This is a genomic window from Leuconostoc carnosum (assembly GCF_007954525.1).
Lineage (GTDB): Bacteria > Bacillota > Bacilli > Lactobacillales > Lactobacillaceae > Leuconostoc > Leuconostoc carnosum.
In genome coordinates this window covers 622,478-648,100 of sequence record NZ_CP042374.1, presented here as the reverse complement: position 1 = coordinate 648,100, position 25,623 = coordinate 622,478, and the positions used below count along the sequence as shown (strand labels likewise).

The following is a 25,623-nucleotide window of genomic DNA, read 5'->3' as shown; positions in this document are numbered from 1 at the left end:
TTGTGTTTTGAGATAATTAAGCTATGAAAATATATGAATTAATTAAAGAGAAACGTGAAAATAAAGGACTTACTCAAGAAAATGTCGCGCAAGTTTTGAACGTTACTAGGCAAGCCGTTCAAAATTGGGAAAAAAATAAGCGGGCAATACCCAATGAGTTATTAGCTGAATATTTTAATTTGTTGGAATTAAATGCTCATGAAATTCTCTCAGTATTTGATTTTTTAGAAAGTAATAATTTAATAATGACTGCCATTGACTACTCTAGCGATGGTATCATTAAATTTGAAAAAAACGAGAGAAATACTATTTTGTCCAATTATCCAACACTTTATTTAGGAGTTGGACAAAAGTTGAATCAATACTCGGGACAGACTAAGCAATTAGTCTATGTCGGTGAAGCAAGTTCTATTGTACGTAGAACAATGGAGCATCTAAGATCATCTGATGATAAGTTAAATGCTATTAAAAGTGATTCTGATGGGGAAAAAGAAAAACTTTACATCATTGGACATACAAAATTTAATAAATCTGCAACACTTGAACTTGAGCAAATGTTTATGAATTACTTGTTGGGTGATAAAAAGTTTGAAAAAATATACAATGGTCGTAATAATGGACTATCGATTGACTTCTATGGTCGCGAAGCCTATAGAACAGGAATATTTCCTGAAATATGGGAACGTTTATATAAACAAAAGGTTGTTTCAAGTATTCGTGATATACGTAATTCAGCACTGTTTGCTAATAGTCCATTTAAGTCTTTAAGTCGACAACAGGAGCAAGCAAAAAACGAAATAGGACTTGTCATTGCAGAAACACTTGTGAATGGCGCAAATAATAAAGTTATCAAGATTCAAGGATTAGCCGGTTCAGGTAAAACGGTTCTAATGTCTCAACTTTTTTATGATATTTGGCGTAATCCATACCCGGTTTTAAATGATGATTTGAAGACACAACATACATCAAAAACGGTTTTATTAGTACGTCATGAACAGCAACGGCGAACCTATGAGCAAATTGCAAAAAAGCTCAATATGGGTAGTGATGTTGTTATGGACGTACCAAGATTTATTAATGAAGGGAAAATGGTTGATGTTCTCCTTGTAGATGAAGCCCATCTCTTGTGGAGTGGTAACTATGGTCGAGTTAATAAAAATCAGTGGAAACCCGACTTGATCGCTTTGCATGAGTTAGCTAGAACATTAGTCGTAGTCTATGATCCAAAACAAGTTATATCAGCGCGAAGTAAGGTAGAGAATAATGTGGATTTGTTTAACTTACTTAATGGACTGGATACCAAAACAGTCTACTTAGATGATCAGTGGCGTATACAAGCTAATCAAGAAACACAAAAATGGATTAAAGACTTAGCACATTTTGAAAAAAATTCACTAGTTACTATTCCTGATGATGAAGCATATGACATTAAATTTTTTGATGAGGCTAAAGCATTTAAAGAAGCAATTAAAATTAAAAACCAAGACGATGGCTTAAGTAGAATAGTAGCAACATATGATTGGCAGTACTCGCAAAAATCAAGACCGAAAGATGGAAAATATTGGACGGTAAACTTTGGTACTGAAGTAATGCCATGGAACTTAGAATTATCTGAAGTGCAAGAGGCTCAGAAAAAGCAAATACCTTGGCAAGAAATTAATGAAAGTATTGGTGAAGTTGGGAGTGATTTCACTGTGCAAGGAATTGATTTAAACTATGTTGGTGTGATTTTGGGACCCTCCATTATATGGAACGAAAAATCAAATTCTCTAGACATTAATGCAGATTTTTCATATGATCATCTTAAAATTCGAAAAGAAAATGGAAACTATAATACAATTGAAAACAAGGCATTTTTAAAAAACGTAGTCAATATTCTATTAACACGAGGTGTTCATGGTACTTATATATATGCTGTAAATAACGAACTACGTCAAAAATTACAGTCTTTGAATAAATAAAGACCAAGAATTCATAAAAGAATTATTTTTAAGTTTATAATCACAGTATTATTGATATCAATGTGGTTATTCGGTCAATTACCACTATTACATCTTTTGAAATTATTTTAATTATAAAAAGCCAAACGAGTTTGGCTTTTTTATGTGCTTATATTGACTCAAAACAGCAATTCATCACTCATGATAATCACCATACCAAGCCTTAATTTCAGGTACGAGCTGTAATAGTTTTAATCCTTTATCTGTAAAATGATAGGCAATTTGTGGCGGAATAGTGGGTAAATGTTCCCGTGTAATAATGCCGTTTGATTCAAGTGCCTTTATCCTTGTAGCAAGGATTCTAGGATTAATAGTAGGGATATGGTTTTTCATCATGCCGTAATGATTATAACCGTTATGGATTGCTTCTAGAATTTCAATGGTAAATTTTCCTTTAACGACATCAATTGTGTCTTGAACTGGACAGGTAGTTGGCATAGTATACTTTTTTTCCCTTATTGTGAATAATATCACTTCTGTTTATTATAGTTAATATATCATAAGAAGGGGCATAAACCAATGACAGAGAAAAGTATTATTCAAGTTAAAAACTTATCTAAGCGATATGACAACAATAACCAAATTTTAGAGGGGATTGATTTAGAAATTTTTGAATCGACTTTCACCGTGATTATGGGACCTTCAGGTGCGGGCAAGTCAACGCTATTACAAAACATATCAACTATGGATCAGCCGACAAGTGGGCAAGTGGTTTTTGAAGCACAAGATTTAACCAAACTTTCTGATAAAGCTTTATCAAGATTTAGACGCAAAGAAATTGGTTTTATTTTTCAATCATTTAACCTGATTGAACATTTGAGCGTGTTAGAAAATGTGTGTCTGCCAGGATTCCTATTGAAATCAAAATCTAAAAAGCAAGTGATACAACGTGCCAAAGATTTGCTTACTGGATTGGGATTAGGAGACCATGCTAATCAAGCAATTAATCATTTATCGGGTGGACAAAAGCAACGTGTGGCGATTGCTAGAAGTCTGATTAATCAACCGAAAATTCTTTTTGCAGATGAACCAACAGGGGCCTTGGACTCAACTTCTGGTATAGAAGTACTAGATAATCTCACTTTAAATAATCAAAACGGGCAAACAATTGTCATGGTCACGCATGATCTAAAGGCAGCACTTCGTGCTGATAGAATTTTATTCATAAAAGATGGGCAGATTTATGGTGACCGTATTTTTACACCTTATGACGCTAGCCAACTCAAAGCTAGGCGATCAGAAGTTGAAGCTTGGCTACTAGAGATGGGGTGGTAAAATGCAAAAAATTGTCAAGTCATTAATTTTAGGACAAAAAGCCTTTATGGTGACAATTGCTATTCTAACCCTTTTATCAAGTTTAACGATGATTACAGTCTTAACAGCTTATCAAGCAAATGTTTCGCAGTATCAAACAGCATACCGCACTCATAAGTTACCTGATATCCTTGTCAAACAAGATACGCAACAAGATGTGGCAGCTGATTTAAAAGGTCTTAAGAATGTAAAAAATGTTTCATCTGTACCTAATATTATCACGCAAGTTGAAGGCAAAGATAAGCAAAATATTGCTTTACTGCTCTCAGATGATACCACGCGTGTCAATGTACAGGCACCGTCAGACCATGAGGTTATACTTGCGTCATACCTAGAATCAACTGGTAATTTTAAACGTGGTGATACGATTCATATTGGGAATAAAAACTTGATTGTGAAAGGTTTTTATGAAGATCAGCTACTTGGTAGCCCGCTTTTTAAGTATAAGCAGGGCATTGTATCACAAACGACTTTCAATACCTTGGTAGCCCAAAAAGGTAGCCAAATGACTCAGATGGCCTTTGTTGACCTAGTAAAAAAACCTAAAAATGCAGATAATCTGCTATCAGATTATCATAATCGACTAAAAGCAGATTTGATTTATGATAAAGCTTACATTCAGAAAGCCTACACGATGTTGCCTACTATTGTGGCTTTGGTTATTATTTTAGCTGCCATTTTTTTGTTTGGAATTTGTCAGTTTGTGATACGCTTTGCACTTGTTTCTGGCATAGCCAAGGATCGTAAAAAAATTGCGACATTCAAAACGTTAGGTATGAGTGGTCGTCAAGTCAAGTTGGCTTATGTGTCTGCTTTTTTATTAAGTAATATGGCTGGGCTATTTGTTGCTATATTGGCGAGTTTCTGGACAAGTAATGTAGCATTTATATTTTTCTGGCACTTAAATGGCTTTACAAGTGTTAAACATATACCACTTAATATTGTTGTAGTGCTTGCTATCACTTTGCTGATGTTAGGTCTCTCCATGATAATTATCTTATTATCACTTAAAGAGACTGGTAATATTTCGCCAGCATCAGCTTTTCAAGATGGGCAAAGTAAATCCAAGCAAGGTAAATTTAATTTTGATTTGACTAAAAATTCGCTACCTCTTCAAATAGGGATTGCGTTTAAAGATTATGTTCAAAAAATTGGACATTATATGACTTTTACGCTTGTGATAGGACTTTTTGTATTTTTGAGTTTAATGATTGCAACCCTAAATCAAGGCTTTAAAGGTCATGTTGACAGCCTTTTTGGATTACCAAAGGTTGATGTTGTCATGCGCACGCCAGATCACACAATACGAGGTGAAGCGTTGCAACAAATCAATACTCTGACATCAATTAAATCAAGTGGTTATATTCAAGAAACTAAGATTGTCCTAAAAGATGAAGTGATACCTGTACACCGGTACAGTACAATACCATATGAAATGAAGGTATTATCAGGGCACACGCCCAAAAACCAGCAAGAGTTGTTGCTATCAAGTAACCTCATAAAGACATTAAAACTTAAAGTTGGACAAAAAGTTCATATTAAAACACAATTATCTGATAACACTGAGATGACAATTGTGGGGACTTATCAGACCATTAATAATCTAGGGAAAGAAGCGTACAGTTTGGTTGATTTAGATTTACCAATGAACAATACTTATATTAACCTGAAAAGTACAGATCAAAAAGATAAGCTATTGACCGGGTTTCACCGAGATAAGGTCCAACTGACAGATACAAGCGCAAGTTCAAAAAGTTTAATCACAACAATCCAAACTGCAGTCAAATTGTTAGCTAGTATTATTTCAATTTTGACACTCGTTATTTCTGGTTTGTTTGTTTATCTCGTAAGCTACTTGACGATTGAAACGGAAAAACGGCAGTTAGCCTTGAAAAAAATGTTAGGGTTTACCAACGTCCAGCTGAAAGTGCAGTATTTATTTAGAGCAGGATTTGCACTTGCTCTGGGTATTGGATTGAGCCTGATTCTTGATAGATTTATCGGGTCATTTTTATTGAATGGTCTTGTTGATTTAGGTGGATTAACACAATTTACTGTTCAGTTGCCGTTATCATATGATATTGCCATTATTTTACTACTTGTTGTGGAAAGTAGCCTAATTGTTATATCTGCAAGCCGTCGTATCACAAAAATTAAAATTGGGTACTTTTTATGAAATTATTCAATAGTATTTTTTTAAAAATTGCACTGAGTATGGGACTAATCATGTACTTGGCGTATGCTGTCCCAACTGGAAAATATGCGAATTTTTATTTGATTGGCGTTAGTGCCTTTACAGCGGTATTTCTACCCATTTTCACGCTTATCAGTACTTATTTAGAACAAAAAGGCTTTAGGTTAACTGGTTCGATGTTCCTCAGTAAGTTAACAAAATTGGTATGGCAGAGCCTTTACAATCTTCTAGTTCTAGGTCTGCTAGTTAAAGGCAATGTTATCGATCCCAATAATCTCAAAATGGTTGGTGGTTTAATTGGGGCTGTTTGTTTAACTTCTTTAGCATCACAGGGCTTACAATATCTGGCAATTACGCTAAGTAATCATGATAAAGGTAATCGATTTGCTAATATCTTTTTTGCTTTAAGCTTGAATGTGATTATCAGTGCATTGGCTGCATTAGGATACAAGAATGTACAGGTATTTTTCGTTATTATGGGGCTACTGCTGGGTGTCATTGGGGTACTCATTAGTTTGATAACAGATATTTGGGGATTACTTCCGTCTAAAGGTGGGATTGGTTTATATCTAGGGACGTTTAATCCCGTACACAAGTCACATATTGCAATTTTAAAGGATTTTATTGACAAGCGACAGTTAGACAAAGTTTATATTCATCCAACAGTTATTCCTAAGATGCACCAGTATCTTTTAGATAAGGGAATGATTAAGATTGTTGATCAACGTGCTGGTAAACGTTACTATGAAAAATCTGCGACAGCTGATCCGCTTGTTAATTTTTTTCCAACCGGTCAAGTTTTTTACGAGGCAGAAAATCGTGTATTCATGTTAAAAGCTGCAATAAAAGAAGCTGGGCTAGAGAATAAGGTAGAGATATTATTTGAACCTAATCTTTATCGAACAGATGGATTTTACGCCATTATTAAAGCTATCAAAAAACGCCATTCTCACATTCAGTTACATGACTATTAGGAACGGATGAAGGTGGTATGTTGTTACATGATATCTATGACGAAACTCGGATTAAGCCATTTGTGAAATTATGGCGAGATAATATATCTGGCACTGCCATACGAAAAGGGGAGAAGGGCATGACAACGCCCAAGATAACAGAAATGCTGAATTTGTTGGATCATTTGAGAGAAGGTCAAAATGAACAATTATTTGGCAAAACAGTACAGTTAGTTAATAATCGTTTGGAGGTTGCTGATGACTGAATCAAGTATCATTTTTCTTGGTAACTCGCATAATATTTTCACATGTTATACACTCACCTTAACCGCTTATCACAAAAGCGGTTTTTTTGATCCCCTAAATTGCTAAAATAAAGCCAATATGAGAAGGGAGATTACAATGTTAGAAATTAAAGGATTAAATGTATCATACGGGAAAAAGCTTGCTTTGACAGTGCCGAATTTAACCATTAATAAGGGTGAAATTATTGGTGTGATGGGACAATCAGGATCAGGGAAATCGACGTTAGTGAATAGTTGTTTAGGATTAGTTCCTTTTAAGGGGCAAGTCACACTTAATACTGATGATGTCGGCATATTGATGCAGGAGCAATATTATATTGATACTATGACAAATCAGAAAATTATGGAAGGATTATTGAACACAAGCATCAAGAAAGATAAGAAGTTAGTTGAATTAATTGATTTTTTTAATTTCAGGTCACAATTATCTCACCATTTTAAAAATATATCTGGCGGGCAAAAGCAACGTATGAGCCTAATCATGGTACTTTATCAAGAACCAGAATTACTGTTTTTGGATGAAATGACAACTGGTCTTGATTTTGAAAGCCGACAGGCACTCATCAAGCAATTGAAAGTATATTTTAAAGAACATCAAACAACCGTTATCATGGTGACACACTATGCCAAAGAAATCGAACAGCTAGCTGATAAGCTCTTAATTATCGATAATGGACAAGTAATTGCCTTTGATGCACCTAAAAATCTATTTAAGCAATATGTCGGCTATTCAGCATTTATTGTTGGCAACAACGTCGACAAAAATATTAAGGTACAGCAGCCTGAAGAAGAGTATTCAGTCGCAAGACAACTTATTGACGATGGGGATGATTTTAGGCGGACACAAGGTGATATTGAATTAGTTTATACGGAAGTTATGAAGGGACAACGCGCATGATTCAAAAAAGAAAATTAGTCTTTGAATTTCAAAATTTATTAGGCAATATGATAACGTTATTCTTTGGATTTGCATTTGCACCAATGATGGCGTTAGTTTTTGGGAGTAGCTATGACAATGTACCACAAGCATTAAATCAGCTTTATCTCAGCTTTTTTTCTACAATACCGCTGTCAATGGTATTTGTCGGGTTCAGTTCACTATTTTCGCAAGAAGTGGAACATGGCTTTACGTTACGCGCTGAACTTTTTGGTTATTCACGTGTATCGCAAGCGCTACATAAATTTATTGCCCTAACAGGATTTGTTTTGTTATCAAGCATCATTTACTCATGGATTTTTCTATCTCATTTTAATTTGCCATTACCTAGCCCATCAATTATGGTGCAGATGGCTATTTTTCAGATTTTAAGTACGGCAGTCTATTTCATGATTATATTTTTATTAACAATGATTTTGAAGAAGTTTTCACAGGTTTATGGGATTTCTATGATTAGCTATTTTGCCATCATGATTATTTCGGGTATTATGGGCAATATGAATGTGGGTAAATTAGGTAATTACTTGCCAATTAAACTATTTATAACTGATTATACAAAGCATCTCAATGACACGGATTATATATCTGGTAAAATAGGTCTATATCTACTTATTTTATTAGGTATTCTTGGTGTGATTATGAAAGTGGTTGTGGGTAATAAAAATGGAAATAAACATCAATATTGATGATGAACTAGAAGAAGTTAAAGTTGTCATCGCAGGTCGCAATATTGAAGAACTGGCAGATATTGCTCAGTACCTCAAAGCTAAAAATACATTTTCTCGGCAACTTGCGATCAAAACAGCCGATAATATCAGGGTGGTCGACAAGGGAAATATCATGCTAATGGAGAGTTTTGGCAATGATTTGACATTTACTCTCAAAAATAACCAGAAGTTAACGACCAGAAAGACACTAAAAAAGTTTTTAGCAGAAAATCAAAAGTTTAATTTTGTTCAAATTTCTAAATCGGCAGCCATGAATTTGTCATATTTGTCAAAGATGGAAGCGGCATTCTCTGGAAATTACTATGCCTTTTTGACAAATGACACACGGGTTACAGTGTCTAGACGGTTCATCAAAGGTATTTTAAACAGATTAGAAGGGAGAGCAGAAGATGAAACATTTTAAAGCAGTTTTGGTATATCTACTAGTAGGTATTGGTGTTGGATCATTTATTTCACTACTATCGTTTACGTTAAACCACGATACACCATCAATGACGCAGTTTATCTTGTTGATGATGATGAGTGCCATTATGGGCCTATTATCTCTCATATTTGAGTATGATAAAATCACGTTTATTACGCAACTTGTGAGTCATTTTCTTTTAGAAATGCTAACTTATTGTATTTTTATTTGGCTGACTTTTGGAAATGTTATTATTGCAATTGTTAATCTACCAACATTTCTGATTACCTATGTCATTATTTTTATCTATTTTAGAAAACAGGGACGAGATAATGCGCGCCGTATTAATCAAGTATTAACCGAAAGGAATCGCAAAAAATAACTTCAAATATATCGTATAAAATAATTATTTAAGCAGTATTCTCGCAAAAGATTTGTTATACTTAATACGCATTTATCAAAATCAATAACTCATTTATTGGACTGGTTCGTAAACTGCCCAGGATAAAAAACCAAGTAACCTTGAAAGGTAGGAGAGATAATGCGAAAACAAAAAGTGATCATCGATGCTGACCCAGGCATTGATGATAGTCTGGCATTACTTGTGGCTTTACGGTCACCAAAACTTGATGTGATTGGCATTAGTATTGTTGAAGGGAATGTACCCACAATAATTGGTGTTCAAAATGCATTAAAAGTATTACGAGAAGCCAATCGATTGGATATCCCGGTTTTTGCGGGTGCAGAAGTACCATTAAAGCATGAATATGTGAGTGCACAAGACACACATGGTGAAGATGGTTTGGGCCAAAGTCAACTTGAACGAGTGACTGACGTGAAACCGAGCCAACGCGATGCACAAGCAGGTTATGCGAAGCTATTGTCTGAAAATGAAGATGTTTGGTTTTTAGCACTTGGACCACTGACTAATGTGGCCATAGCACTTCAGCAGCAACCAGATATCTGGCAACAGGTATCACGTTTAATTGTGATGGGTGGTGCTGATCAGACTAATGGCAATACATCCCCTGTGGCAGAGTATAATTTTTGGGTTGATCCTGACGCAGCTGATTACGTGTTTCAAAATAGTCCATTGAACATTGAACTAGTCCCACTAGATGTTACACGCAAACTCGAATTCACGCCAAATATGTTGCAGATGATGCAATATTTGGATGCAGAAAAGGCTAAATTTGTTGCCCAAATTATGCCATTTTATTTTGATTTTCATTGGCAACAGGAACATGTTTTAGGCGCAGTCATCAATGATCCGTTAGTGATTATCTACGCATTGCATCCTGAACTTGTACGTTCTGTTAATAAATATGTGACTGTAGTGACGGACGGAATTGCTCTTGGTCAAAGCATTGTAGATCGTGCGGATTTTTGGAAAAAGCAACCTAATGCAACGATTTTGCAGGCTGTGGATGCTAAATCTGCAATGGCACATATTATTAGTGGTCTATTGGCTAGCAATGTTGCTGACATTGAAAATGAGTTAGATAATATTGCGACAAACTTGGAGCGATTATCATGACAAAACATTTCTCAGCACAAAAAATTGCGTTAATTGCATTATTTATTGTTATTAACATTGTTGGTGGGCATCTTGCCTTATATGCACATTTGCCAATTTACTTAGATACAATTGGTACCTTGCTTGGAAGTGCCTTCTTCGGACCCATTGGTGGCCTATTTACTGGTATTCTAACGGCATTAATTAATGGGACGACGGGGGACCTTTTTTCCATTTACTATATGCCTAGTCAAATAGCGACAGCATTAGTATCTGGATTTGTTTATAAAAAAATGCGACCAACGAATTTTAAAAATATTTGGTGGGTCGCGCTGATTATTTCTATACCAGCTACAATTGTAAGTACCATTATCACAGTACTTTTGTTTCATGGTATCACATCATCTGGATCAAGTATGATTGTTCAGGTCTTACATGGTTTTGGTTTGAACCAAGCACTGTCAGTTTTCTTGGTACAAGTGGGTACGGATTACTTAGATCGAGTGATTGGTGTGTATGTGGTTGCCATTGTTTACCAGACATTGATGTCACGAATTAAATTAACATAATATTATTTATTTTTAAAAATTAAGATGGCGTGTCCTTGGAATGTTAACCAACATTTTAAGGACATGCCATCTTTTTATTTAACAATCTTTTTTGATTTATGGTCTGCCACGGTATAGATAATTCCCATTAAAATTAATATAAAAGCTATAACGCAAAATATGAAAGTACCCGGTGTATGGAATATTGAATAAACTAAAAGTAGGGAACCAACTAAAGTGACAACATAGCCACGAAACGGTTTAATCATCAGTGCAAATTTTGAATTTTTATAAGTTTTACTACTAGCGAAGGCAATGATCATTATTAGCAGCATAGAGTATGACATATTATGGTTTATCCTTATTTTATATAGTTTGTGATTATCGCCATTATTGAAGTTCTAAAAATGCTATGTTTTCTCTGGTTGAATAATTTATTTTTCATGCTCGCGAAGCCAGGGCCGATCACTCACTTCATTGTCTGTTAGTACGCGATGTAAGGTTTTTTGAGCCTCTGGTACGAACATTTTAGGTTCAGGTGAAACGTTCACAAATTGTAAATCTATGGTTTCTGTCCCGTCCTTTTTTAGTATGCCACCAAGTTGTCTGACTTCAAAACCGACACCAATAGTTTCCTGTGCATCGCCCCATGAATTTTTTGCTGTCAAGTTTGTGGATAGCCCCAACATGCGGACCACTTCAACATCTAAACCAGTTTCTTCTTTAAACTCTCTAACAACTGCTTGCATTGGTGAATCACCATATTCCAAGTAACCCCCTGGAAAACACCAACCGACATCGGAGTCCCAACGTTTTTCAAGTAAGATTGCGTCATGCTTTTCATTCCATAAGACACCATAGGCTGATACAAAAATCATCCCCTCGTGACCAACTTTTTCACGCATACGCGCAATATAATTTTTTCTAACTACCATTTTACCCCCATACCGACACTTTATGAATTGTATATTTAATCTCTCATCGCGTATTAATTCTGAGTTACTGCTAACTCAAATAATAAACTTTGTGCTAAAACACACAAAATTAAAAATCATATTCTTATCATACACGACTTTTATCTCAGATGCACGTGAGAATCTCTTATTATTATAATTTTCTAGAATAGGGAATTTTTATTGTCATTGATTTTGTTAATATATTATAATCCCGGTGAATTCAGTAGGATTAATAGTATAGCCGCATCACTACTCATTCCTGAATGATTGATAATCTGTTAAAATGAAAGATAAGACTGTCAGAAAGATAATTAAAATAACTTATGCCAAACTATCTCATTTTAACTGAAAAGCCATCCGCGGCAGCTAATTTTACCAAAGCACTTGGCGGTAAGACTGGTTCATTTAACGACTTTACTTACAAAATAACCAACTTGCGTGGTCATGTGATGACTCTAAAAGATCCCGAGGAAATGGTTGCTGAAGATTTGAAAAAGCAATACAAGTCTTGGTTAGTGAAGCATTTACCATGGAACTTGTCTGATTTTTCTTGGGCACGGACGTATATTCGTCAACGTCATATGCGTACGGGTAAAATTGAATCTACAAAAAAAATAATTGATGACCTAAAAAAAGAATCAAAATTAGGATACGATGCGATTGTGATTGCAACTGACACAGACCCTTCTGGAGAGGGTGAGTTACTTGCCTGGGAAGCCTTGGATGCAATTAGTTGGCATGGTCAAGTTTTGCGTGCAAACTTTATGGACGAGTCAGCTTCTGGCATTCAAAAGGCCATGTATCAACTACGGGATGTTTCAGATAAACTAGCTGATGGTGAGTATGTCAAGGGTGAAAGCCGCAACCGGTGGGATTTTGCTTCAATGCAGTTGACTCGAATTGCTACTACTGCGGCTAAGAAACAGGGGTTCAAGGTCGTAGCGCGTGAAGGTCGGTTGAAGTCCGTCATTGTTTGGCGTATTTATCAACAACTTGAGGCGATTAAAAATTATGTCAAAGCACCATATTTTGAAGTGAAATTTAAAGATCCAGCGGCACATGTTTTTGGCAGAGTAACACCACAAGGGGATGTTATACCGTGGCGTTTTACGACGAAAGAACAAGCCAAAATTGATCTCAATCAGTATCACGACAGCGAAGTTATCAATGAAAAACATCAAACACGGACGCAAGCGCCAGGAAAGTTGTTAGATTTGGCGGGGTTGGCTTCGATATTAGCACCTCGTGGCTTTTCTTCAAAGGAAGTGTTGAGTACTTATCAAAAAATGTATGAAGCACAAATTGTTTCCTATCCACGTACAGAAGACAAGACGGTGACCCCGGAGCAATTTAATGAACTACTGCCGTTGATTGACCAGATTGCGGACATTGTCGGTGTCGACAAAACACTGCTAACACACCGTTCCCCACGTGCAACACATGTCAAATCGCAAGGTGCACACGGGGCCAACCGACCTGGTGAAAATTTACCACAAACAACACAATCTTTAGTGAAATTTGGTGCTAGTGGACCAGCAATTTATGAAGTTTTGGCGAAAAACTATTTAGCCATGTTAGCAGAAGATTATGTGTATGATCATGTGACGGCTAATTTAAAAGATTATCCTGAATTTAAAACGGCATTTAATCGACCACTTAAGATGAATTTTAAGTTAGTGTATGATTCACAAAAAGCTATTAAAATTGAAGATACTGAAGAAGAAAATTCAACTGCTGCACAATTAGGACCGCAGGCGAAGCCGTATTTGCATGAAGGAGCGAATCCAAAGCCACAAACACCAACAACTAAATGGATTATGGCATTTTTGGAAAAACATAATGTTGGTACGGGTGCAACGCGCGTGTCTACATTATCTGAGATGTCTCGTGGGACTAAAGCCATGTTAACTGAAAAGCGTGGTAAATTGGGATTGACAGAAACTGGGCAGGTGTCTGCTATCATGGTGAAAGATACCTGGATTGCCTCGCCTAAAATTACAAAACGTTTATTTGAGATGATGACCCAAGTTGGTCGATTTGAAATGACGATGGCACAAGTATTGGATTCAGTGACGAAAGTGGTTGAACATGATATGCCAATTATGTTAGCCAATGCAGAGCAACTGGAAACCCTGCTTGGTAAGCCAAAACAAGTGCCAAAGAAAAAAGTAACAGAAAAAATGACTGGTATATTCAAAGGCGAAGAAATTACTTTTGCTAAAGAATGGAGTGGGCATGTTTTTACTGATGATGAACTAACCAAAATGTTAAACGGTGCCGAAATTAGTTTTCAAGCAAAGTCTAAACGTGGAAAAATCTACACGGCGACTGGTAAACTAGCCAAACAAACATTTAAAGGTAGCACATTTTATGGGTTTAAACTTAATCCGAAATCTTAATTAAATCAACATAAAAAGCATGTCAGTGTGATATCTCTCACACTGACATGCTTTTTAGTTTTCCTGTCGTCGATCAGGTAAAAACAGGGCCGAGAATGCCCCAATAAATAAGGCAATCATAAATATTATAAAAATGTAATCCACTGTGATATGCCGATCTAACAGAAAACCAACTAATAACGGGCCAATGATTGCACCTAATCGGCCAATACCTTGTGCGAAACCAGTCATTGTACCACGATGTTCAGGTAAATATTGGCCGGGTGTTAAGGCAATAATAGTGCCATATGCACCAAGATTAAAGAATGAGAGTAAACTACCAAATAGTAGCGTTGTAAATGTGTTATGTGCTTGTCCGAATGCAAACGCGCTGATACCAGTACCTAACATGTAAGCGATAAATACCCAACGTACACGTATTTTACCCATCAACCAGGCTGCCAAAAAATACCCTGGTAATTGCGCAAGCGTGATGATGACTGTATAACCGAATCCAGTCACTAAAGTATTACCACGCGTGGCTAAAATAGTTGGTAGCCACATAAACATACCGTAATAACTAAACATCACCATTAACCAAGTTAACCACAATAGCGCGGTTTGATAATTGAAAGTAGATTTAAGACTTTGGACAAGCGTTGGAGTGTAAGCAGCTATAGGGTGGGCATCAGTCAATTTACTACGTATGACCAAGGCAAAACCAACTGGTAATGCTGTCAGAATAAGCAAGCCACGCCAGCCAAGACTGTCAGCAAACAAAAAAGCTAACAAGGATGCAATTAACCAACCAACAGCCCAGAAACTATCAGCTAAAATGAGCAAACGAGATTGCAACGTACCTTTAAAGTGATCAGCGAGAAAGGTCGCTGCCACAGGTAATTCACCACCTAGACCTAAGCCAACGAAAAAACGAATGACTAAGAACCAAGTATAGTTTGGTGAAAAAGCCAAAGCTAGATTACCGAGAGAAAATAATAATAAACTAGCAGTTAAGGCGTTCTTACGACCAAATTTATCAGCAGCTTTACCGAAACCAACCGCACCAATAGCCATACCAACCGCACTAATGGCAGATAAAAATCCAGTTTGTGTCGCTGCCAAATGCCATTCAGATTGCACAAGTGGCATGATAAAAGAGAGTAAGGCGACGTCCAAGGCGTCAAATAGCCAGGCTGTGCCAATGATGAGCAATGTTTTTCGAGCAAAAGATGAGAACATAAAAAAACTCCTTTTAAGTATATAATACCTTTATTGGAGTTAAGAATAACATGCTATTAATTAAAAGTCAAATATACTTTAATTCATATAATTTCGCTGGCCGTCCCTTACCAACGACGGTAACATGCCCAGTTTCTGAAAAGAGATGATCATGTGTTTTTCGGAAATTTGAATTATCAATCGTTAATTCCGAAACACCGAGAAAATTAGCATAAATTTTACGTGCATTTTTGAGTGTGAAAGTAGGCCCTAGAATACGTAAAATTGAGGGTGCATAGTCTAGTTTATTACGGACACGTGTTATGGCTGTTCGTATGACTAGTTCATGGTCAAAAGCCAATTGTGGTTGTCGATTACCTGTGGTGCGTTCCTGATAGAACAAATCTGATGGCATGTCAGGTAATGTGACAACAAAATCAGGATGATTTAAAGTAAAAATGGTGTCCGTACTATTCATTGGTACCCAAGCCACATCTGTGGCACCAACACCGGCGGTCAAAGTAGGTAGATTGGGTAGAAAAGTCATATATGCAAGCGCAAGTTGTCTGTCAGTTGATGTCCGATTGACTGATGAAAAAGTAGCTAACTGTTCAGTATGATAATTGTCGAGTTGAATACCAATTTTGTCTGAGATTAATCGTAAAGCAGCGGTATCAGCATCCTCAGTAGCACGTAGAAAGGTTTCTGGTAAGCTCCAAAAGTTTTTGAAGGGTTCATCTGCTTTTTTAGTCAGTAATAACACAACTTTTTCGGATGTAAAATCGTAACTCCAAATCACATTAGTGACGGTTACAATGGGGCGTGAAATAATTTCTGACATCTTGTAATATACCTCCTGAACTTATTATATCCTAGTTTATAGCTAAAAAAAGCTTAGGCATGATTAGTACAGTGCATAAGCTTTTGATTATTTGACCCTTAGTTGTTTAATTCACCATCAGCAATCGCAGCGAGGGTATCTCGAGAAGGAATAAAAAAGAGTTGGCCGGATAAGATATCTGAAAAGCTCAACAAGAAATCTGATTGTGCTAACATGTTTTCAAGCATGCCTTTGGTAACCGACCAGTAGCGGGAATAGCCCATAAAGTAGGTACCAGTTTTATCTGAAGCAGGCTCTGAAAAAGGCACATTCATCCGAATGATTTTTTGTTCCTCTCCATTCTTTTCAAATTTTGAAGCAACATTATGGGCGTTTTTAAATTTGTCTTTATCTTCTAGTTCAAGATCAGTAAATTTTTCTCGTCCAATTGCTTTTTCTTGTGCCTCAGTTTTTAAATGTTGCCAAAAATCCATATTATGTAACCATTTTTGCGCAAAAGCGTAAGACCCATTGATGAACGATTTATCTTCATCCCCGACAAGTGCATACTGTGCCGCATCTTCAACTGCTGGGGCTTCCGTACCATCTATAAAGCCAATAATGGCACGACCTTCAAAATAGCGAAAGCCTTTTGTTTCGTCGACTACGGTGGTAAAATCTTTCAAAAAACGCCTAAATTGTGTTTGTGCTTCATAAACAACAGCTTCGTTACTGGCACGAATATGGAAAAAGAGGTCACCCTCAGTCGCCGGCATGCTGTATTTGGGACCATTTAATGTTTTGTAAGTTTCTAATTCATTTGGTTTAGCTGCGTTGGGAAATAGATAATCCCATGCTGCATTACTAAAACCAAAGGCAACTTTTAATCCGGATTCAGTTGCTAAATGTGAATCACGAATTTTCAACGATCTAATGATAGCCTGTGAGCGATCAGCAAACGCCTGAATCGCTTTTTGTTCGGCTAATTGATTGGTTCTGTTTAACTTTAAAACAGTGAATTGTACATGTTCGCCAATATCACGCCAAACGTCTTGTGCTTTTGCTGAATCAATTGTCATTTTGTGTCCTCCATAACTGTTATCCTTCTTTCATAGTACACCAGAATGACTTCTTTATCAAGAATGATTCTAATTTAAATACAAGCACAACAAAAAAACCGTCACTAATAATTTGGTACACTCCCTTAAAAAGAGACAGTTTAAATAATAAAACTGTTTTATAAAGGGAGTTTTTGTATGTCCAAAAATAAGGTTCATTATCTTAAAAAATTAGAGATTATTTCGAAAATTAACACTCAAGGTTTAACAGTCAGATCAGTTAGTCATGATTATAATATCTCAGTTTCGACTATCAAAGATTGGCTTCGATTATATGATAGTTTTGGTATTTCAGGGCTTGTTCCTGGTACTAGTATTAAGTATCCAAACGAAATAAAAATGAAGGCAATAGAAGATATTTTGGTCAATCATTTATCGAAGGCAGATGTGCTGAAAAAGTATAAAATAACACAAAACTCGGTTTTAAATCATTGGATAAAACGTTATAATAACGACAAAACCCTCAAACAAAGAGGTGTTGGAGTTAGAAAAATGAATAAAGGTCGTATAACAACTTTTATTGAGAGAATAGCCATCGTTAAGGAAATCATTGCCTCAGATTTCAATTATCAGGCGTTGTCTGAACAGTCTGGTGTGTCATATCAACAGTCTTATTCATGGACACAAAAATACAAAGCCCATGGTGAACAAGGATTGCAAGATCGACGTGGCAAGTCTAGAAGCAGTGACCAGCAACTGACTGAAACCGAACAGCTAAAAATAGAAAATAAAGCACTCAAAGCCAAAAATGAGCTATTAGAAATCGAGAATCAACTCGCAAAAAAATTATTGGAGTTCGAGAAAGACGTTACACGTTCTCTTTAGCTAGAAACGAACAACTTTATCGCGCAATTTTCGAACTCCATAATCAAAAACAATTCAGTGTTACGCAACTATGTCAAGCTGCCAACGTAAGCCGTAGCGGTTATTATAAGTGGATTAAGAGTGTCCCATCTCAACGTGAAAAGCAGGCCATTGAGATAGGACAAGAAATTAAACGGATATTCAAAGCATCAGATAGCACATTCGGTGTTATCCGTATTCAATGTGCATTGAAACGTGAACTAGGTTTAAGCATTAACCACAAAACGATTCGGAGAGCCCTCCATATTATGAATCTTAAATCAGAAATTAGGCGTGTTAAACCGAAATATAATTGGACACAGTCTAATGCTGTGTACACAAAAGAAAACATTATTGGCCGTAATTTTGTCGCTAACAAGGCCAATGAAAAGTGGTTCACAGACATTAGCTATTTGAAGTATGGTAATCAACAGAAAGCCTACATTAGTGCCGTAATAGATGCCTATGATAAAAGCATTGTGTCATATGTAATTAGTAAAGAAAATAATAATCAACTCGTCATTGACACTATACAGAAAGCTTTTGAAAATAATCCAAAAGCAAAACCAATTATCCATAGTGATCGTGGCTTTCAATACACCTCACAAAGTTATCACAATTTACGATTAAAGCATCAATTTAGTAGTAGTATGTCACGACCAAGCAAATGCCTTGATAATCAACCGATTGAATCATTTTGGGGAACATTTAAAAGTGAATATTATTATCGAAGACAATTTGAAAGTTATCCTAGTCTACACACAGGCATTGATTCATACATTGATTATTATTCTAACAAGCGATATGTCCCAAAATTTGGTGGTCTTACACCGCTAGAATATCGCAAAATTGCATAAAAAAAGCTATCCAAAGATAGCTAATATTTTTATTATTTACTATGTCTACTTGACAGGTAGTGGTTCATTTATTTAGTAACGGTTTTTTGTTTAATTAAATGTTAAATTGCCATCTTTCTTGGACCCAAGCAGCTTCCCAGAAGCGCCATTCCATTTCCAAGCTTAACAAGAATGTTTGTGCAACATGTTCTTGTTGTTGTGGGGTTAGTTTAGCAACTTCGCGATCTAATGCTTCAAAGCGCCAAATAGTATAACTTTTACTATCATCATTTGGGGCATAGAGTTCAATCCATTCTTTTAGTGGATTTTGCTCATTGTTAGCACCAGCTGCGACCAATTCACGACCCATTACTTCATAACTCCAAGCGCAGGGTAACAATGCAGCTAATGTATCAGCGTAGGTACCTCGATAAGCAGATTCATACATATGATTCACATAAAGAAGTGTTTCAGGACCACGACGCCAATTTTCGACTTGGTGTCCAGTAATGCCTAACATCACCTCATGTGCCTTTGATTCATTACCAATAAATTGGGCAACATCAAGTAGTTTTGCAATATCTTCATGATTATCAGTTTGTGTGACTGCTAAGGCAGTAATCGTGAGATAATCTTTTAAATAATGTTCGTCTTGTTCGACATAATAATTTAACACATCATCGGGCACATTACCTTCAGCAATAGCTTTCAGAAAAGGATGTACCATAATGGCGTCCATTGCAGGTTGCGCGCGTGTTAGTAGGTCTTGTGAAAATGACATTAAAATTCTCCTTAGTACCAGTTCGGGATTAAAAGTAGTTGAAAAGCAATCAAGATGATAATTAATATTAACCAATCGCGTTTGGCAATTGAGACAACTTGTAGATGCGTGCGCGGTGCACCTTCAGTGAAACCGTGACTAACCATACCTTCAGCTAGATTTTGTGACCAGCGAATTGCTGATAAAATCGCTTTAAAATACAATTGTGCTTGCCAAATGTGCAAAGTTTGACCACGCATTTGCGAAGCAACACGGATAGTTTTAATTTGTTGGTTAACTGCTGGCATAAAGTTAAGAACACCAACTAGCGCATAGACAAATGTGGCGCTTAACTTAGCTTTTTGTTCGAGCGTTGCTAAGAAGACATCACGTTCCTCAGTTAACTTGAGGGTAAATAGACCACCTAACCAAAGATAAGCAAACACACGTGTTAGCATAACCCAAGCCATATGTACATGGTCACCAGTACCAAAGTACATCAGCGAGAACCATGAACCAAAACCAGGTAGCAAAGGTAAGATGAATAACCATAGCCATTGTTTCCAGCTTAATTTCAAGAACAGATAAAGAAATGCACTCACACCAATGATAATCAGATTGATGGTGACACTTTTGATAAAAGTTAGCTCCAAGGCAATCACCATGACGATGGCGAATTTCATTAATGGATTCATACTTCACCTCCAACATAACTTAATTGTTCATTTTCAAAATGCAAATGAAAATCAAACCAATCTGTGACAGCTTGTAATTGGTGACTAATCACTAATACAGTTTGATGTTGACGGGTGGTAAAGTCGGCAATGATGTTTAACAAACATTGCTGTGAGTCATTATCTAATCCTGCTAATGGTTCGTCAAATAATAGGGTAGGTGTACCAACAATGAGCATCAATAAGACTTGCAGTTTCTTCTGTTGTCCACCAGATAGTTGATAGACAACATGTTGACGTAGGTCAACTAAATTGAGCTGTGTTAATATCTCTGTTATTGTTTCATCTGTCCAAATCTCAGGATGATTACTAAATTGTTGTGCCTGAATTAATTCTTCAGACATTGTCATAGCAACAAATTGTTGTTCTGCATTTTGAAAAACTAAGGCAATATCACGGACATGTTGTGCAATTTTCCGCTTAGCAATATCTTGTTGATTGTAGGTAATTAAACCACTATATGGATATAGCTTAACTAAAGTGGAAAAAAGTGTTGATTTACCAACACCATTTGGGCCGGTAATTAAAATACGTTTTTCTTTTGGAATAGCCAACGATGTGGTGCGTAACAATTGACGGGTACCATTTTTTAAGGCAACTTTTTTGAGTTCAATGATGTGTTCCTGTTCATCCGGTAATGCAGTTTTAATTTGAGTTTGAACTGGTACTTCATGTAATATTTTGGTCCGCTCAGCCTCGTCTGCTTGATGGAGATGACCATGGTTCATGACGAAGACATCATCAATCATGTCAGTGTAACCACTCCAATCATGATCAGTTATTAGAATTGTTTTCCCTTGTTGTTGATAATGCTTAATGGCTTGAATGAGTTGTAAACGGGCAACAGGGTCAACATTGGCAAACGGTTCATCTAAAAGCAAATACTCACTGTCCATTGCCAAAGCAGCGGCTAGGGCAATTTTTTGTTTTTCACCACCAGATAATGTTGACAAGTCATGATGCGTGAAATCAGTCATACCAACGGTTTCTAATACTTTTTCAATGCGATCTGTCATGTCTGTTGGCGTGACTTGTAAATTTTCTAAACTAAAGCGTAATTCTTCAAATGGTGTTTGCATCACAAATTGACGGGTAGGATTTTGAAATAAATAGCCAAGACGTGCGACACGTTGAAAAGGAACAATATCATTGATATCATAGCCATCAAGAGTCAGTTTACCATCTAAAGTACCTCCACTAAAGGTCGGATAAAGACCAGAAAGAAGTTTTAACAAGGTCGATTTACCACTACCACTAGGACCAACTAATAGATTAAAACTGTTAGGTTTTAATTTGAGGGAGACGTGAGAAAGCACCTTACCAGTAGGATAAGAAAAGTGAACGTCTTCAACAATTAAATTAGTCACGACGTAGGACACCAGCCTTCTCAATCAATTTTTGAATAGCAACAACAAGGACACCACCAAAGAAAAGAAGAGAAATAAAGCGTGTGATGAATAGTGCAACGAGTAGACCAAAGCTATATGATGTGTAACCATCTCTAAATAGTGACCAGACAAAAGTCACGATAGTTCCTGTTACAGCTGAAGCGAAAATCGCTTGCCAGCGCCAATTCTTGTAGCCTAAAATGGCAAATCCAGCTTCACTACCAACACCTTGTACTAATCCTGAGAGTAGTGTTGCCACACCCCATTGACCGCCAAGTAACATTTCAACTGCTGCAGCAAAAACTTCGCCAAGCACACCAGCACCGGCTTGTTTGATTAAGATACTGGCTAATGGTGCGGCCATCATCCAACCACCCAGCAAAAGGTTATTTGCAAAAGGTTCTAGGCCCATAGGGGTAAGGGCTGCTGAAAGGATATTATAAACTGGACCAAGAACCCAGAAAATAAAACCGATAAATACGGCAACGAACGCTAGTAACAAGACATCGCGTAATGCCCAGCGTGTTGATTTTGACTTTGAAATAGTTTGCATAATTAATATGCCTCCAGAATTTTTTTTGTAGCTTTTATCACATTTCTGGTCCAAATAGAATTGAGTCACAGTTTTTGCTTATGAATTAGTGGAAACAAAAAACTCTCGAGTCATTAATGAGCCGAGAGTTTGCTTATCTTTCTACTAAAAAAGCAATTCTCCCTTCGCTGGTGCTAGCCAGATCAGGTTCAATGGGTATCTCTCAGCCAAAGGGCACCCCAGATTGTTGAATATTAAACTACATACTAAATTTAACATAATTGTGTGCTTTACGCAAACAATTATGAGAATAACTAACATGAGAATATTAAACGAATATTTAAAAAATAACAGGTGATTATTTGATAAAAATTAGCTACAAAAAAAGCGATCAATCAGATCGCTAAGTTATTGCCCCTGCTGGATTCGAACCAGCGCGTAGTGGCACCAGAAGCCACCGCCTTACCGCTTGGCCAAGGGGCAATTACTCTAACTATTTTACATACTTTTACTTTGTATTGCAAGTACAATTTTTATCTTTGTCAGAAAATGTTTTTTCGTTTATACTATTAAAAAAAGCCTAAGGGGGAACACCATGCAGTACGCAACATACGAGAATACCGTTGAAAAACTCAAAAAGCATGACATTACCTTACATGATATTGCGGTCATCGCCTATGATAGTGAAGCTTCTTATGTACCTAATCTGACAATAGTCCAAGTTGAAGAGGCACTCGTTAGCATATTGCATAAGCGGGTTGTTCAGCATCAAATATGGGTTGCTTTAGAATTAGATCGTCTAGCTGAAGCACACTTATTGGAATCACCTTTGCAAGATTTAATCGATAACGATGATGCTTTGTTTGGGGTTGATGAGACGCTTGGTACAGCTATTGCTATGTCGTTTGACACGATTGGCGTCACTAATTATGGTTACATTGATAAGATAAAAGTCGGATTGGTTGGCGAACTAGACCGTAAAGGGAAGACAACATCTGCTGTGACAACCTTTGCTGATGACATTGTTGGCGCTTTAGCGGCTGCAGCTGCTTCTAAAGTGGCGCATAAATATGCGACCAATATTGTAGCTTCTGATAAACACTTGGCGAAATAATATTTCGCTTTTTTTATTTTAAATATATTTATTTGCAAAATCGGTCTATACCAATTATAATAAGGTTAATAAATCAGGAGGAATGTGTCGTGGATGCGTATCATTTGTAGCCATTGGCATACGTGAAATAATGGCAAAATTACTCAAAAATATTAATCTTTATACGGGTTACAAGCATATGCCGGATGCATTTATGCGGTTTACAGATAGTATTCAAGAAGTTGGTTATATGGTCGACTTTGTGGCACAAAATGATGATGAAATCGTCAAAGAGGCAACCGGTAAGTTAATTGTGCCAGGTTTTATTGACGTTCATAAGCATGGTGGCTATGGGTTAGATACAATGGATGGTGATGCTGATGCGCTCGATGAAATGGTCAATAAAATGGTCACCGAAGGTATTACATCACTATTTCCAACGACTATGACACAATCACCGCAACGTATTGAACGTGCCTTATCAACTATTAATCAAGTAGCAAAAACAAATCCAGTTATTCAGGGGATTCATCTTGAAGGTCCATTTATTAATAAAACATTTATGGGTGCGCAACCTGAAGCATACATTATCAATCCAGACACCGCACTATTAAAAAAGTGGTACGAATTATCAGGTGAACGTATTCGTTTGGTTACTTATACCCCTGAAAATGGTGGATTACCTGATTTTGAAACATTCATGTTGGCACACCAAATTGTGCCTTCGATTGGTCATTCTAATGCCACACGTGATCAATTACGCCATTCACGCGCCACGCACATGACACATTTGTATAATGCGCAACGCCCGCTACACCATCGAGAACCAGGTGTGACGGGGCATGGTATGATTGAAGAATCAATTACTGGTGAACTAATTGCGGATGGTTTCCATGTCGTACCAGAAATGTTAGAAATTGCCTTTAGATTAAAGGGTGCGCACAGATTAGATTTAGTGACAGATTCAATGCGTGCTGAAGGACTGGGAAACGGTATTTCTGAATTGGGTGGACAAAAAGTTACGGTTAAAGATAAGCAGGCGCGCTTGGATAATGGTCATTTAGCCGGATCAGTTTTGTCATACGATGATGCCTTTAGTAATATTCAGAAATTTACATCTGCAAGTATTCAAGATGCAGTACAAATGAGTTCAGTTAATCAGGCACAGGAATTTGGTTTAACTCAGAAAGGTCATCTGGCAGCTGGGAAAGATGCTGATTTTAATATTTTTGACGAGGAAAGGATGCACTTAGTGGCAACATATTCATATGGTCGCCGCTTTGCACGAGAAAGTTAATGGGAAAACCAATAATACCACGCTATATTCAAATTCATAATCAAATCAAGTCGCGTGTTGAGGCGGGTGAATGGCAAGCACAGGAGCGTTTACCAGCTGAGCGTGAGTTAGCAGATGAGTTTGATGTATCACGTATGACCTTACGTCAAGCTATTCAAACATTGGTTGATGAGGGACTGTTAGAACGAAAAGTAGGGTCTGGTACCTACGTGGCTGAACAAAAAGTATCCGAGCGTGTGCTGGGTATCACAAGTTTTACTGAGTTAATGGCAAGCACAGGGCGTGTGGCCAAGACAAAGACGGTAAGCTACAAAATTACGTCACCATCAGCATCAGAAATGATGCATCTGAAACTCTTTGAAAATGATGAAGTTTTAGTGATGGAACGGTTGCGAATGGGCGATGATGAACCAATTTTGTTAGAGCGAACGACATTACCAGTTAAATTAATTGAAGATTTTTCAAAAAATGAATTGACTGAATCGCTCTATGCGACGCTTGAAAGAGCAAACATTGTTCCAGGTCGGGCAACACAAACAATTTCTGCTGGTTTAGCTAACGAACGTTTATCTGAACTTTTGCAAATTAAACGCGGGGATGCCATTTTGACTGTCCGTCAAGTGTCATTTGCCGAAAATACTGAGTTACCGTTTGAATATGTGCGTTCGTACTATGTTGGCGAACGTTTTGAATTTACGTTGACGCGATAAAATAGATGACAAAAAACGATGGTGTGATTAACCATCGTTTTT

At 36.8% G+C, this 25,623-nt stretch carries 26 protein-coding genes, 1 tRNA gene and 1 riboswitch; of the genes, 17 read left to right on the top strand and 10 right to left on the bottom strand.

Annotated elements, in window-relative coordinates:
* Nucleotides 1-23: 23 nt before the first annotated feature.
* Entirely contained in the window at nt 24-1,961 is a 1,938-nt protein-coding gene (locus tag FGL89_RS03085) for a DNA/RNA helicase domain-containing protein (protein WP_014973858.1), read from the top strand.
* Nucleotides 1,962-2,135: 174 nt separating this feature from the next.
* Here the strand turns inward: FGL89_RS03085 and FGL89_RS03080 are convergent, their stop codons facing one another.
* Nucleotides 2,136-2,438 (bottom strand): winged helix-turn-helix transcriptional regulator, encoded by a 303-nt coding sequence (locus FGL89_RS03080; protein ID WP_014973859.1) that lies wholly within the window; start codon nt 2,436-2,438, stop codon nt 2,136-2,138.
* An 81-nt stretch (nt 2,439-2,519) separates the two neighbouring features.
* Between FGL89_RS03080 and FGL89_RS03075 the strand changes: the two genes are divergently transcribed.
* The 10 genes from FGL89_RS03075 to FGL89_RS03035 all read left to right on the top strand — a co-directional run bounded on the left by FGL89_RS03075 (nt 2,520) and on the right by FGL89_RS03035 (nt 10,919).
* Nucleotides 2,520-3,275: an ABC transporter ATP-binding protein gene (locus FGL89_RS03075; RefSeq protein WP_014973860.1), complete on the top strand. Its 756-nt coding sequence runs from the start codon at nt 2,520-2,522 to the stop codon at nt 3,273-3,275.
* 1 nt (nt 3,276) lies between these two features.
* Nucleotides 3,277-5,490 carry an ABC transporter permease gene (locus tag FGL89_RS03070; RefSeq protein ID WP_014973861.1) on the top strand — a complete coding sequence of 738 codons (2,214 nt, stop codon included), beginning with the start codon at nt 3,277-3,279 and terminating at the stop codon, nt 5,488-5,490.
* On the top strand, nt 5,487-6,482 hold the full coding sequence (locus FGL89_RS03065; protein WP_223822753.1) for a nucleotidyl transferase family protein: 996 nt from the start codon (nt 5,487-5,489) through the stop codon (nt 6,480-6,482). Before FGL89_RS03070 ends, FGL89_RS03065 begins: the two co-directional genes overlap by 4 nt.
* Nucleotides 6,483-6,499: 17 nt before the next feature.
* Complete coding sequence (locus FGL89_RS08730) at nt 6,500-6,727, top strand: hypothetical protein (RefSeq protein WP_223822754.1); 228 nt, start codon at nt 6,500-6,502, stop codon at nt 6,725-6,727.
* Nucleotides 6,728-6,863: 136 nt separating this feature from the next.
* Nucleotides 6,864-7,664 carry an ATP-binding cassette domain-containing protein gene (locus tag FGL89_RS03060; protein WP_014973862.1) on the top strand — a complete coding sequence of 267 codons (801 nt, stop codon included), beginning with the start codon at nt 6,864-6,866 and terminating at the stop codon, nt 7,662-7,664.
* The gene (locus tag FGL89_RS03055) at nt 7,661-8,389 is read left to right on the top strand and encodes a membrane protein (RefSeq protein WP_014973863.1); all 729 of its coding nucleotides are present in this window, start codon (nt 7,661-7,663) and stop codon (nt 8,387-8,389) included. The genes FGL89_RS03060 and FGL89_RS03055 overlap by 4 nt, the downstream gene beginning before the upstream one ends.
* Nucleotides 8,367-8,834 carry a LytTR family DNA-binding domain-containing protein gene (locus FGL89_RS03050; protein ID WP_014973864.1) on the top strand — a complete coding sequence of 156 codons (468 nt, stop codon included), beginning with the start codon at nt 8,367-8,369 and terminating at the stop codon, nt 8,832-8,834. The genes FGL89_RS03055 and FGL89_RS03050 overlap by 23 nt, the downstream gene beginning before the upstream one ends.
* The gene (locus FGL89_RS03045) at nt 8,821-9,216 is read left to right on the top strand and encodes a DUF3021 family protein (protein ID WP_014973865.1); all 396 of its coding nucleotides are present in this window, start codon (nt 8,821-8,823) and stop codon (nt 9,214-9,216) included. Before FGL89_RS03050 ends, FGL89_RS03045 begins: the two co-directional genes overlap by 14 nt.
* Nucleotides 9,217-9,375: 159 nt before the next feature.
* On the top strand, nt 9,376-10,371 hold the full coding sequence (locus FGL89_RS03040) for a nucleoside hydrolase (protein ID WP_014973866.1): 996 nt from the start codon (nt 9,376-9,378) through the stop codon (nt 10,369-10,371).
* Nucleotides 10,368-10,919: an ECF transporter S component gene (locus FGL89_RS03035; RefSeq protein ID WP_147000420.1), complete on the top strand. Its 552-nt coding sequence runs from the start codon at nt 10,368-10,370 to the stop codon at nt 10,917-10,919. The genes FGL89_RS03040 and FGL89_RS03035 overlap by 4 nt, the downstream gene beginning before the upstream one ends.
* 413 nt (nt 10,920-11,332) lie before the next feature.
* Here the strand turns inward: FGL89_RS03035 and FGL89_RS03030 are convergent, their stop codons facing one another.
* Nucleotides 11,333-11,833: an NUDIX domain-containing protein gene (locus tag FGL89_RS03030; RefSeq protein WP_147000418.1), complete on the bottom strand. Its 501-nt coding sequence runs from the start codon at nt 11,831-11,833 to the stop codon at nt 11,333-11,335.
* A 344-nt stretch (nt 11,834-12,177) separates the two neighbouring features.
* Between FGL89_RS03030 and FGL89_RS03025 the strand changes: the two genes are divergently transcribed.
* Entirely contained in the window at nt 12,178-14,253 is a 2,076-nt protein-coding gene (locus FGL89_RS03025) for a DNA topoisomerase (RefSeq protein WP_147000416.1), read from the top strand.
* Nucleotides 14,254-14,307: 54 nt separating this feature from the next.
* On the opposite strand, the gene FGL89_RS03020 is transcribed toward FGL89_RS03025, so the two are convergent.
* The 3 genes from FGL89_RS03020 to FGL89_RS03010 all read right to left on the bottom strand — a co-directional run bounded on the left by FGL89_RS03020 (nt 14,308) and on the right by FGL89_RS03010 (nt 17,349).
* Complete coding sequence (locus FGL89_RS03020) at nt 14,308-15,471, bottom strand: MFS transporter (protein WP_014973870.1); 1,164 nt, start codon at nt 15,469-15,471, stop codon at nt 14,308-14,310.
* Nucleotides 15,472-15,538: 67 nt separating this feature from the next.
* Nucleotides 15,539-16,291, bottom strand: coding sequence for an NUDIX hydrolase (locus FGL89_RS03015; RefSeq protein WP_147000414.1), 753 nt, complete (start codon nt 16,289-16,291; stop codon nt 15,539-15,541).
* 98 nt (nt 16,292-16,389) lie between these two features.
* Complete coding sequence (locus FGL89_RS03010; protein WP_147000411.1) at nt 16,390-17,349, bottom strand: Dyp-type peroxidase; 960 nt, start codon at nt 17,347-17,349, stop codon at nt 16,390-16,392.
* 177 nt (nt 17,350-17,526) lie between these two features.
* On the opposite strand from FGL89_RS03010, the gene FGL89_RS03005 reads away from it, so the two are divergent.
* Both FGL89_RS03005 and FGL89_RS03000 read left to right on the top strand, forming a co-directional pair.
* Nucleotides 17,527-18,213, top strand: a complete 687-nt coding sequence (locus FGL89_RS03005; protein WP_147000409.1) for a helix-turn-helix domain-containing protein — start codon at nt 17,527-17,529, stop codon at nt 18,211-18,213.
* Nucleotides 18,144-19,088 (top strand): IS3 family transposase, encoded by a 945-nt coding sequence (locus FGL89_RS03000; protein ID WP_147000407.1) that lies wholly within the window; start codon nt 18,144-18,146, stop codon nt 19,086-19,088. The genes FGL89_RS03005 and FGL89_RS03000 overlap by 70 nt, the downstream gene beginning before the upstream one ends.
* Before the next feature lie 94 nt (nt 19,089-19,182).
* Here the strand turns inward: FGL89_RS03000 and FGL89_RS02995 are convergent, their stop codons facing one another.
* The 5 genes from FGL89_RS02995 to FGL89_RS02975 form a co-directional block, all read right to left on the bottom strand.
* Nucleotides 19,183-19,848, bottom strand: coding sequence for a TenA family protein (locus FGL89_RS02995; protein WP_147000405.1), 666 nt, complete (start codon nt 19,846-19,848; stop codon nt 19,183-19,185).
* 11 nt (nt 19,849-19,859) lie between these two features.
* Complete coding sequence (locus tag FGL89_RS02990) at nt 19,860-20,522, bottom strand: energy-coupling factor transporter transmembrane component T family protein (protein WP_014973874.1); 663 nt, start codon at nt 20,520-20,522, stop codon at nt 19,860-19,862.
* Nucleotides 20,519-21,928, bottom strand: a complete 1,410-nt coding sequence (locus FGL89_RS02985; RefSeq protein ID WP_147000403.1) for an ABC transporter ATP-binding protein — start codon at nt 21,926-21,928, stop codon at nt 20,519-20,521. The genes FGL89_RS02990 and FGL89_RS02985 overlap by 4 nt, the downstream gene beginning before the upstream one ends.
* Nucleotides 21,921-22,502, bottom strand: coding sequence for an ECF transporter S component (locus FGL89_RS02980; RefSeq protein WP_014973876.1), 582 nt, complete (start codon nt 22,500-22,502; stop codon nt 21,921-21,923). Before FGL89_RS02980 ends, FGL89_RS02985 begins: the two co-directional genes overlap by 8 nt.
* A gap of 141 nt (nt 22,503-22,643) precedes the next feature.
* A riboswitch (TPP riboswitch) is annotated at nt 22,644-22,733 on the bottom strand.
* 159 nt (nt 22,734-22,892) lie between these two features.
* A tRNA-Gln gene (locus FGL89_RS02975) sits at nt 22,893-22,964 on the bottom strand.
* A gap of 112 nt (nt 22,965-23,076) precedes the next feature.
* Here FGL89_RS02975 and FGL89_RS02970 point away from each other — a divergent pair.
* The 3 genes from FGL89_RS02970 (at nt 23,077) to FGL89_RS02960 (ending at nt 25,581) form a co-directional block, all read left to right on the top strand.
* Nucleotides 23,077-23,595 (top strand): phosphatidylglycerophosphatase A family protein, encoded by a 519-nt coding sequence (locus FGL89_RS02970; protein ID WP_014973877.1) that lies wholly within the window; start codon nt 23,077-23,079, stop codon nt 23,593-23,595.
* Between the two features lie 130 nt (nt 23,596-23,725).
* The gene (nagA, locus tag FGL89_RS02965) at nt 23,726-24,871 is read left to right on the top strand and encodes an N-acetylglucosamine-6-phosphate deacetylase (protein WP_147000401.1); all 1,146 of its coding nucleotides are present in this window, start codon (nt 23,726-23,728) and stop codon (nt 24,869-24,871) included.
* Entirely contained in the window at nt 24,871-25,581 is a 711-nt protein-coding gene (locus tag FGL89_RS02960) for a GntR family transcriptional regulator (protein ID WP_147000399.1), read from the top strand. Before nagA ends, FGL89_RS02960 begins: the two co-directional genes overlap by 1 nt.
* The last annotated feature ends 42 nt before the right edge of the window (nt 25,582-25,623 follow it).